The sequence below is a fragment of the Microbacterium sp. genome (genome assembly GCF_035554235.1).
Lineage (GTDB): Bacteria > Actinomycetota > Actinomycetes > Actinomycetales > Microbacteriaceae > Microbacterium.
Genome location: NZ_DATMIO010000239.1, coordinates 1 through 10119 on the forward strand (window position 1 = coordinate 1; position 10119 = coordinate 10119).

The 10119-nt window shown below is 68.1% G+C and carries 10 protein-coding genes, 1 other RNA gene and 1 pseudogene; 7 read left to right on the plus strand and 5 right to left on the minus strand.

What is annotated here, in order from left to right; genetic code table 11:
* Positions 1–101: 101 nt before the first annotated feature.
* The 4 genes and pseudogenes from VNT50_RS12210 to smpB form a co-directional block, all read left to right on the plus strand.
* Positions 102–401, plus strand: a pseudogene (locus VNT50_RS12210) (peptide chain release factor-like protein); the annotation flags it as partial.
* A 78-nt stretch (positions 402–479) separates the two neighbouring features.
* On the plus strand, positions 480–1679 hold the full coding sequence (gene ftsE / locus VNT50_RS12215; RefSeq protein WP_325485390.1) for a cell division ATP-binding protein FtsE: 1200 nt from the start codon (positions 480–482) through the stop codon (positions 1677–1679).
* Complete coding sequence (gene ftsX, locus VNT50_RS12220) at positions 1676–2590, plus strand: permease-like cell division protein FtsX (protein ID WP_325485391.1); 915 nt, start codon at positions 1676–1678, stop codon at positions 2588–2590. The genes ftsE and ftsX overlap by 4 nt, the downstream gene beginning before the upstream one ends.
* 81 nt (positions 2591–2671) lie before the next feature.
* The gene (smpB, locus tag VNT50_RS12225) at positions 2672–3148 is read left to right on the plus strand and encodes an SsrA-binding protein SmpB (protein ID WP_325485392.1); all 477 of its coding nucleotides are present in this window, start codon (positions 2672–2674) and stop codon (positions 3146–3148) included.
* Between the two features lie 64 nt (positions 3149–3212).
* Here the strand turns inward: smpB and VNT50_RS12230 are convergent, their stop codons facing one another.
* Positions 3213–3881, minus strand: a complete 669-nt coding sequence (locus tag VNT50_RS12230; RefSeq protein WP_325485393.1) for an SIMPL domain-containing protein — start codon at positions 3879–3881, stop codon at positions 3213–3215.
* Between the two features lie 158 nt (positions 3882–4039).
* Here VNT50_RS12230 and ssrA point away from each other — a divergent pair.
* The 3 genes from ssrA to VNT50_RS12245 all read left to right on the plus strand — a co-directional run bounded on the left by ssrA (position 4040) and on the right by VNT50_RS12245 (position 5949).
* Positions 4040–4410: a transfer-messenger RNA gene (gene ssrA / locus VNT50_RS12235) on the plus strand.
* A gap of 131 nt (positions 4411–4541) precedes the next feature.
* Positions 4542–4871 carry a hypothetical protein gene (locus VNT50_RS12240; protein WP_325485394.1) on the plus strand — a complete coding sequence of 110 codons (330 nt, stop codon included), beginning with the start codon at positions 4542–4544 and terminating at the stop codon, positions 4869–4871.
* A 52-nt stretch (positions 4872–4923) separates the two neighbouring features.
* On the plus strand, positions 4924–5949 hold the full coding sequence (locus VNT50_RS12245; protein WP_325485395.1) for an NADPH:quinone reductase: 1026 nt from the start codon (positions 4924–4926) through the stop codon (positions 5947–5949).
* Positions 5950–6051: 102 nt separating this feature from the next.
* On the opposite strand, the gene VNT50_RS12250 is transcribed toward VNT50_RS12245, so the two are convergent.
* The 4 genes from VNT50_RS12250 to VNT50_RS12265 form a co-directional block, all read right to left on the minus strand.
* Positions 6052–7428, minus strand: a complete 1377-nt coding sequence (locus VNT50_RS12250; protein WP_325485396.1) for an alpha/beta hydrolase — start codon at positions 7426–7428, stop codon at positions 6052–6054.
* Positions 7429–7631: 203 nt separating this feature from the next.
* Positions 7632–8957 carry a flavin monoamine oxidase family protein gene (locus VNT50_RS12255; protein WP_325485397.1) on the minus strand — a complete coding sequence of 442 codons (1326 nt, stop codon included), beginning with the start codon at positions 8955–8957 and terminating at the stop codon, positions 7632–7634.
* Positions 8958–9016: 59 nt separating this feature from the next.
* Positions 9017–9589, minus strand: a complete 573-nt coding sequence (locus VNT50_RS12260) for a hypothetical protein (protein ID WP_325485398.1) — start codon at positions 9587–9589, stop codon at positions 9017–9019.
* Positions 9586–10119 (minus strand): inositol monophosphatase family protein (locus VNT50_RS12265; protein WP_325485399.1); only part of this gene is annotated, 534 nt, incomplete at its 5' end. The genes VNT50_RS12260 and VNT50_RS12265, both read right to left, overlap by 4 nt.

Sequence of the window (10119 nt, forward strand, 5' to 3'; positions counted from 1 at the left end):
GCTGCTTCCTGTCGGCGATGGTTTGCTAGTTGCTGTCAAGCAATGATCATTAAAAGCGTGGTCGCCGAACACTAAGCCGTTACGCTGCGTCCCCCCGGACCGTGTCGATGCAGAACGAGAAGTCGCAGATCCAGAACCGTGCCGCGGCGATGCGCGTGCTGCAGTCGCGCCTGCTGATCCTCCAGAAGGAGCAGGAAGCGGCGATCAAGAAGGACCTCGCCGGCGTCATCACCGCGAGCTGGGGCGACCAGATGCGCTCGTACGTGCTCGCGCCGTACCAGATGGTCAAGGACCTGCGCACCGATCACGAGGTGAACAACCCGACGGCCGTGTTCGACGGTGACCTCGACGGGTTCATCTCCGCCGGCATCCGCTGGCGCAAGCGCCCCCTCGAGGACTAAGCGCCCAGGTCGGCGGATGTCGGTGGCCCGGGTGTCGCTCGACGCGCTCGCGCGCTCCGCGCATAGGCTCGTTAGGCCATGATCCGCTTCGAGAACGTCACCAAGAAGTATCGCGGCACCGTTCGGCCGGCGCTCGCTGACGTCGACTTCGAGGTGCAGCGCGGGGAATTCGTCTTCCTGGTCGGGGCGTCGGGTTCGGGAAAGTCCTCGTGCCTGCGCCTGATCCTGCGCGAAGACATCCCCTCCGCCGGCCGTGTCGTGGTGCTCGGCCGCGACCTGCGGACGCTCTCCAATCGCCGCGTACCGTATTTCCGCCGGCACATTGGCGCCGTGTTCCAGGACTTCCGGCTGCTGCCGTCCAAGACGGTGTTCCAGAACGTCGCGTTCACCCTGCAGGTGATCGGCTCGTCGCGCGGGTTCGTGCACCAGGCCGTTCCCGAAGCTCTGAGGCTCGTCGGCCTCGAGGGCAAGGAGAAGCGGTTTCCGCACGAGCTCAGCGGCGGTGAGCAGCAGCGCGTGGCCATCGCACGGGCCCTCGTCAACCGCCCGCAGGTGCTGCTTGCCGACGAGCCGACGGGAAACCTCGACCCCGCGACATCCGTCGACATCATGCAGCTGCTCGCGCGGATCAATGCCGGCGGCACGACGATTCTGATGGCGACGCACGAGGCCGGATTCGTCGACCAGATGCAGCGGCGCGTCATCGAGCTGAGCGACGGCGTGCTCATGCGCGACGAGCGCCGCGGCGGATACGGCGACACCTCGGCCATCCCGAAGCTCGTGCCGCTCGTCGAGCGCGGGGCAGCGAGCGTCGCGGCACTGACGGCGGTGCTCGAGCTGCAGCGCGAAGTGATGTCGGCGGAGGCCGCAGACCTGGCCTCCGCGGCGACTGTTACCCCCGCGGACGTGGCTGCGGGTCCGGAAAGCGTGGTTCCGAGTCCTGCGGGCGCGGAAGCCGATGCGGCCCAGCACGAGGCTCCGAAGCCGGAGTGGGAGCAAGCGCCGGTGGCGTCGGCACCTGCGTCGGCCTTCGCGTCGGAAGCGGTAGAGCGCGACGGTGCCACGACCGAGGCGGACGGCACCGACTCCGTTGCCCCGCCCGAACCCGCCGAAGGGGCGGCGCCCCCGGTTGCGGCGACGCCTCCGGATGCGGCGGCGCCCCCGCGCACCAGCCCGATCGCCGTGCCCGCGATCGAGATCGACGTCGCAGAACTCGGCGTCGCGGATCGCCTCGGCCTCGAGGGCAATGACGACGAAGAAGTAGGGCCGACGACATGAGGTTCGCCCTGATCTGGTCGGAGGTCTTCACCGGGCTCCGCCGCAACGCCTCCATGGTCATCTCCGTGGTGCTCGTGACGTTCGTGTCGCTCACCTTCGTGGGCGCGGCCATCCTGATGCAGGCGCAGATCGGCACGATGCGCGACTTCTGGGTCGACCGGGCACAGGTCGCGGTCTACATGTGCACCTCGGTCTCGACCCAGCCGACCTGCGCGGGTGGCGCGGCCACCCCGGAACAGGTCGCAGAGGTGCAGGCTGCACTCGAGGGGCCCACGCTCGCGCCGCTCATCCAGAGCTTCGACTTCGAGAGTCACGACGAGGCCTACGCGAACCTCATCGCCCTGCTCGGCGACGACTATGCGAGCGTCATCACGCCCGATCAGGTCAACGAGACGTTCTCGGTGAACCTCGTCGACCCGGCCCAGTCCGAGGTGCTCGTCGAAGCGTTCAGCGGCCAGGACGGCGTGGAGGAGGTAAAGGACCAGCTCCAATACCTCGAACCGCTCTTCTCGGCCCTGACCGTCGCGACCTACATCGCGGTCGGCATCGCCGCCCTGATGCTGATCGCCGCCGTGTTGCTGATCGCCACCACCATCCGGCTATCGGCCTATGCCCGGCGGAAAGAGATCGGCATCATGCGCATGGTGGGGGCATCCAATCGGTTCATCCAGACGCCCTTCGTGCTGGAGGGGGTGTTCGCCGCCCTCATCGGTTCCGTCCTCGCCAGTGCGGCCGTGCTCGCCGGCGTGCATTTCGGCGTCAACGAGTACCTGCGGGACCGCGTCGACTTCGTCACGACGTGGGTCGACATGGGCGATGCCCTGCTCGTCGTCCCGGTGCTGATCCTCATCGGGGTCGTGCTGGCCGCGCTCTCGGCCGGATTCGCGATCCGCCGCTGGCTGCGCGCGTAGTGCCCGTCGGTCCCTGAGCCTGTCGAAGGGTAGACTGATGGGCTGCCGTGTGCTCCGCGCGGCATCCATCGAGGAGTCGTCATGCCCAAGGAACGCGGTGAGAAGGTCGTCGCGACCAATCGTCGCGCGCGCCACGAGTACAACATCGAGAAGACCTATGAGGCGGGGCTCGTGCTGACCGGCACCGAGGTGAAGTCGCTGCGCCAGGGGCGCGCGAACCTCTCCGACGGCTACGCGTACATCGATGGGGGAGAGGCGTGGCTCGACGCCGTGCACATCCCCGAGTACTCGCAGGGGCACTGGACGAACCACGCCACGAAGCGCACGCGCAAGCTGCTGCTGCACAAGGACGAGATCATCAAGCTCAGCCACGCGGTCTCGGCCGGCGGCTACACGCTCGTGCCCCTCAAGCTCTACTTCTCGGACGGCCGCGCCAAGGTCGAGATCGCGATCGCGAAGGGCAAGCACGAGTGGGACAAGCGCCAGACGCTGCGCGAGCGCCAAGACAAGCGCGAGGCCGAGCGCGCCATGCGCTCCCGCAACCGGCTGGGCGACTGACCCCGACGCTTCGGCGAGTGGATGCCGCGGCATCCGTCGCTCGCGCGAGCACGCGGCATCCCGTTCAGCGGGCCGCGAACCGCGCCTCGACGGCCGCGCGCACGACGATCGGCTGCGGCTCGAACTCGAGCGCGGGGCCACCGCCCGCGTCGGCCGCCATCAGGGCGCGCATCATCTTCGGCGCGCCGGGCCCGGACTCTTCGCCGCCCTTGCTCAAGAGGCCGACATCCGCGATCTCGAGCGCGGTGACGCCCCCGAGCCCGATCGCCGCGGCGTAGGCCGTGGCACGGTCGACGGCGACCTGCACGGCGCCGCCGGCGACCTGGCGTTCGGTGGCCTTGGCGGTGTCGGGGGTCAGTTCCCAAGTCACGGACTCGACGGTGATGCCCTCGCGCTCCGAGACCTTGGTCACCCAGTCCGAGAGCGCCGCGAAGTCGCTGAACTCCGCGCGAGCCCCGACCGAGGCGTGGTGCACGAGCGCGAGGCGCTTGCCGTCCTGGCTCCACGGCCGGTCCGACCAGACCGAGACCCGGTCGCTCGACCACTGGGTCACCGACGCGGCGCCCTGCAACGCCTGCAGCTCATCGCGCACCTGCTGGGAGAGGGCGGATGCCTCGGCCAGAACGGCATCCCTCTTCGGTCCGTCGAGACGAACGGAGACGCGCGCGACCCCGAGCTCGGCCGGAATCCGGTCCTCGTGCTCGCCGCGGACGGAGATGATCACTTCGCTCATGGCTGCGACTCTACGCGCGGGGTGTGGGGAATGGCCCGTGTCCGGCATCCGTTATAGACTGTGACGCTCGGCACCGTTCAGGTGGCGAGGAATGACAACTACACAGCGCGTGACAGCGGCCTCTGTGATACTTGCGAACGCAAGGCAGGGGAGACCATGGGGATGATCGGTTTCGACATCGCCTGAGCTCCTGCGAGAAGCGGGCCGAGGATGCAGGGTTATCTCGTAAACGATCTCTGCAAAACCAATAAGTGCCGAATCAAATCGCACTGACTTCGCCCTCGCTGCGTAAGCGAGCCCGATAGTCCGTCAGACCGTGGTCGATCCCGACACGGACCCTGGCGTCATCTAGGGATCTTGCTGAGAGACGGCGTCTGGACGTCTCTCGGGACTCTTTCCAGACTGGGCCTGTCGACCTAGATGCCTGTGGCAAAGGTCGGGGCCGAGTAGAACGTCAGCACAGGCTACGCCCGTAGAAGGCGCAGAGACACAGCGATGGACGGGGGTTCGATTCCCCCCATCTCCACACTTGGGTTGAGTAGGCGCTTGCGCCGTATCGAAACCAACCGCTGTCACGTGATTCAGGCCCAGCTCCCGCGTTGATTCGCGGGAGCTGGGCCCTTCTGTGGAATCGTGAGCCCGTGAAACTCTATTCTGACTATGGGCGACGCCGAACGCGGCAGATCCTCGAAGACGCTCGCGCTGACGCTCGGCCCGGGAGTAGCCGTGCTGCCGATTCTCATGATCCTGTTCCTCTGGTTGTTGACGCGCGGCCGGTTCGTTCGCCGCGCCGGGCGCGCAAAGGCGCTTGTGAGCGCCGGGGTCGGAATAGACCTCTTGGCCCTCCGTGCGCTCACCAATCAGGGGATCGCGACGATTGCGAAAGTCGACGCCGATGCAATGGGCGCGTGGCGCCGAGGCGACGAGATCGTCATGCGGCGGCTGGCCGGACTGGATCTGGAATCCGCCGGCATCCGGCTGCCCTCCTGACACGACTCAGATCCGCCGGAATGTATATCGCGACAGGCGCCTTGCATTGACCATGCGCGCCATCATCTACGCCCAGCACGGCACCTCCTCCGTCCTCGAACTCGTCGCCCGCGAGCCGGCAGCGCCCGGGCCGGAAGAGGTGCGCGTCCGTGTCGCCGTCTCAGGTGTCAACCCGACGGATTGGAAGGCTCGCGCGGGCGGCAAGCCGCTCGAGTTCGCAGAGGTCGTACCGAATCAGGACGGTGCCGGCGTCGTGGATGCCGTCGGGTCGGATGTCAGCGACCTCAAGGTCGGCGAACGCGTATGGATCTTCCTTGCCGCCCACCAGCGGCCGACGGGCACCGCGCAGGAGTTCACTGTTGTGCCCGCGAGCCGCGCAGTACGACTGCCGGATGGCGTTCCCTTCGACGTCGCGGCGAGCCTCGGCGTGCCCGCGATGACTGCCCACCGCGCGCTCACCGTGCACGAGTTCGGACCGTCGAGGCTCGCGGCCGGCGCACTCGACGGTCGAGTGGTGCTGGTGCACGGGGGAGCGGGTGCCGTGGGGCACGCCGCCATCCAGCTCGCGGTGTGGGCAGGCGCAACAGTCGTGGCCACCGTGAGCAGCGATGAGAAGGCGGCGCTGGCCCGCTCGGCAGGCGCGCATCACGTCGTGCAGTACCCGGATGCCGACCTCTCGGCGAAGATCATCGCCATCGCTCCGAGCGGAGTCGAGCACATCGTCGAGGTGGCGCCCGCCCAGAATGCTTCGCTCGACGTGGATGTGCTCGCCAATCACGGCAGCATCGCGTACTACGCGAACAACAACGGCGAAGACTTCACCGTCCCGATCGTCGCGAGCTTCGCGAAGAACGCGCGCTGGCAGGGCCTTCTGCTGTACACCGTAGGTCCGGACGCGCTTGTCGCGGCCGCCGAAGACATCACTGCCGCCCTCGAAGCAGGGGCTCTTCCGGTCGGCACCGAGGCAGGACTGCCTCTGACGTGGTTTCCGCTCGAAGAGACGGCATCCGCTCACGACGCCGTCGAAAGCGGCGTCACCGGCAAGGTTCTCATCCGCGTCGCGGAGGACCTGATCTGAAGCGGGACCACGTAACCGGGAGCTCGGTCACAACCCGGCGGTCCGGGCGAAAGCCGCTGAAAAGCGCGCACTCGACCGGACCGCCGGATAACGGAGGACCCTCTACTCCCAGATTCGATCGCCGACGAACTCCCGCGGGGGGATGGTCACGAACGCGGAGCCGCTGTCATCCAGCGAGGCGGCCAGCGCGTTGAGTTGTGGCACGGAGTTGCTCGCACCACCCCAGTGACCCGAGTTCACGCGATCCTCCAGAACGCTGATGCCCGCTGCGATCTCGGCAGGGGTGAAGGAGCAGTGACCCTCGCGGTCGACGAACGTCTGACGGAGCATCGCACTGTCGCCCTGCGAGCGCACGTCCTCCGAGTACTCTTCTTCAACCTGGACCGGCGCCAAGATGTCGATCGTCGTGTGCATCGTCAGCACGGGCACCTGCAGGGCGCCTGTCAGCCCTGACGTGGAGGTGAGGGCCTCCACCGATCCGGCATCCGGAGCGATATCGGCGGTGTCGGTGAGCTGCGCCAGATCGGCCTTCAGATCCAGTCCGGCCGCACGATACAGCTCCGCGACCTTCTGACGATCCGCGGACTGTTGGAAGAGCCTGCCATAGTCGACGCCGACGTTCCAGGTCGCGTTGCCGCCGGTCGCCGTCTCGATGTCGAAGCGACCCGGTGTGACGAATCCCAGCGTCTGCTTCAGCAGGGTGTACATCGACTCCTGCCAGAGGTCCGCATCGTGGGTGTCCGTCCCAGGGAGGTGGAACAGCGCCGCTGCGAGCGCGACGCGCGCGCGACCCTCGGGCGTAGCCTGCCCGGCATCCACTGCTCCGCTGAGCGCAGCCGCGGTTCCGAAGGCAGCGCCGAGGTTCGCATACCCCTCGATCTGGATCTTCTGTTCGGGGGCGAGGAGTTCGTCGATCGCATGCGAGCCGTCGAGCTGGTAGTTGTTCAGGTCGACGCCGCCCTCCATCAGACCGCAGGTCGGCATCGCGCCCGCGATAACGTCCCCCGCCGACTCGGCGAGACGCCCCGCGACCAGGCCGCCCATGGATGTTCCGTACGCGAGGACGTGATCCGGCTGTTCGCCGATCTGAACCAGAGCTGCATCCAATGACTCGAGCTGGTCGTCGGGAGCGGTGGGCACAGCCCATCCGGTCGCCTCGTAGGTCGATCCCACCAGCGCGTATCCCTGTTCGAGTAGCAGCTGCTCGGTGGCGGGGTTCGGAGCCACCGTCGCCGGCGCGCGAGGGCCGGCGAACGAAGGCTGATAGCCGTGGCTGTAGAGCAGAAGCGTCCCGTTCCAGTCGTCGGGCACCACCGCCCTCCAAGCTGTCCCGTCAGCCAGGGTGCCGGCGTACTCACCGCTCGCCGCCGCCGCTGACGAAGCGGTCAGCGCGACGGCCAGGACTGCGCCCGCCGCGGCCGCCGCGCCGATGGATGTGAGCCGAGAGCGGCGGGGAGTGGACGTGATGGATGCAAGCATGCGAACTCCTTCGTTCGACCGTGGTCACTCACGTGCAAGTATCAACTTCGTTGGCAACTAGTCAAGGAAGTTGATCATCGGGGACATGCGTCGCGAACCTCCGCGGCCAGCGCAAGCCGGCTCTCACTCCATCGCCTGAGCTGTGACGAAGGCGTGTCTGGACAGCTGCGCCGCGCTCATGTCGTCGTGCTGTTCGAGCACAGTCACCGAATCCACACCGTCTCGATGGGAATCGCGTGCCCGAGGATGTTCTCGGCCGCGCGGTGACCGGAGTAGAGCGCCGCTGCCACCGTCGCCGGGTCATCGGTCCAGGTCGCCTCGCCGGCTATGTGAAGCACTCCGCCCACCGGCGTCGCGAGGGTGTCGTGGTCGGCGGTCGTCGAGCCCACCGTCATGTAGGCGTACGAACCGTGCGCGAACGGGTCGTCCTGCCAGTCGGTGATGTGGACGTGAGTCGGCGTCTCGACCGCGTCGCCGTACAGGCGGCGCAGCTGCGTGAGGATCGAGTCGACGATCTGGTCCTCGGTCCAATCGCGGGTCTCGACCGCCGCCGGCCCCGCGGCGAAGCTCAGCAGCGTCGGCGTGCCGTGCAGCGCAGTGAGGTCGTACCAGGAGTGCCACCAGCGGCTCTCGGGGCCCTGCTGCCGGATCGCGTACACGCCGTCGTCCCAGAACTTCGTCGGGAACCGCAGGAAGACCTTCTCGAACGCGTTCATCTTGAGCCCGCTCAGGGCGCCCGCGACCGGCTCGGGAAGCGGCGGTTCGATGACGAAGTCGTCGGCCTGCAGCACACCGACCGGCACCGTGACAATGGCGTTGTCGGCGGTCAGGGTGCCGAAGTCGGTCGTCACGGTGACGCCGTCCGCCGACCAGCGCACGCGCGTGACGACGTGCGTGAGTCGGATGTCGAGCCCTACCGCGAGGCGCGAGGGGAGGCGGTCGTAGCCGTTGGGGAACACCACTTCGTTCCCGTCGATGGAGTCGTCGTCGAGACCGTGCGCGGCGAGATCCTCGATCCACGCACCGTACTGCTCCTCCGACCGATGCTCCAGGTACTCGCGGACCCGCTGGGCGCGGTGCGCGTCCCAGTCCTGCTGGGCGAGCGCCGCCTCGGTCACGTCGCGGTACGAGGCATCCGGATCGGATTCCGCGACCACCTCAAGGAGTGCGGCGTCGACCGCGTGGATGTCGTCGAAGAAGCCCTGCGCGGCGGCATCCGAGAGTCGCTTTCCATCCGGGCCGTAGTAGGCGATCGGGCGACTGTCGGGCTGGTAGCCGCCGACGGTGAACTCGACGGTGCGAAGGCCGAAGGCCTCGGCCGCGGCGGCGACAGGGGAGTCGGTGATGCCGTGAATCCAGGATGCCCCGAGGTCGGTGGCGAGTCCGTACCGCCGGTCGGTCACGACCCTGCCGCCCACGCGGTCGCGGGCCTCGAGCACCACGACCTTGCGGCCGGACTTCGAGAGCAGCCGCGCGGCGACCAGGCCGGCCACGCCCGCGCCGACCACGATCGTGTCGAAGTGATCCATCGATGACCTCCCAGCCGGGCAACACGCATCGCGTGCTTCGACGCTACCGCTCGTGGAATTCAGTCGCCCCAGACCACGAGCAGCAGTCCCTGCTTCGTGTCGGCGACCTTGACCCAGCCGTCGCCGAACAGATACGTCATCCCGTAGCCGTTCTCGTCGGTCGAGATGGTCGTCTCGGGGTTCTCGGTGATGTAGACGCCGTCAGGCTGGTCTTCGCGCACCCAGCCCTCGCCGACGAGGTTGTCCTGCGCGTCGTACGCGGCATCCTGCTCGATGGGTGCCCAGCCGAAGATCTGCACGTGGTCGGTGGCCGGCCCCGCGTGGTCGGCCCAGACGCACTGGAGCCCGCCGTCGATGATGGTTGCTCCGACCCGGAAGTCGTCTTGCTCGGCCGACCAGCCGAGGCTCTCGAAATCCTCGACGGTGGCGGCGGGGATGATCGTCTCGCAGGTCGGATCGGAACCACCGGCGGGCGCGACGGATTCGGCGGGCGTCGGGGGCGGGGTGTTCGCCGCGCTGTCGTCGATCGTGGGCGTGGGCGACGGGGTGGGCGCGGGCGCGGTGCAGGCCGTGACCAGGCTCAGCGCCACGGCGATCGCGAGGGCGGAGCCGACGCGGTGCAGGGGTGTCATCGTGCGGGCTCCGAGGGCTGGTCGTCGTGGGGTTGGTGGGCAGCGTCGGGAGAGTGCAGCAGGTCGAGGAAGGCGTCGTGCAGGATGCCGTTGGTTGCCAGTGTCGAGCGGGCCGAGATCGTCTCGGCCCCGTCGAACGACGTGAACCGCCCGCCCGCCTCCGAGACGATCGCGACGGCGGCCGCGATGTCGTACTCCTTGACACCGAACTCGGCCACCATCTCGAGGCGGCCTTCGGCCAGCAGCATGTACGACCAGACGTCGCCGTAGGCGCGGTCGCGCCACACCCGGCGCGTGAGCGCGACCAGCGCGGGCAGCCGGCCGGCGGCATCCCACTGCGCGATGCTCTGGAAGCATGCGCTCGCGTCGTCGAGGCTGTCGATGGATGACACGGCCAGCCGTTTCGGCTCACCCGCGGTCGCCGTCCAGGCGCCGTGCCCCGCCGCCGCCCACCAGCGGCGACCGAGCGCGGGGGCGCTGACCACTCCAAGCCGGGGAACGCCGTCGATGGCGAGCGCGATCATCGTTCC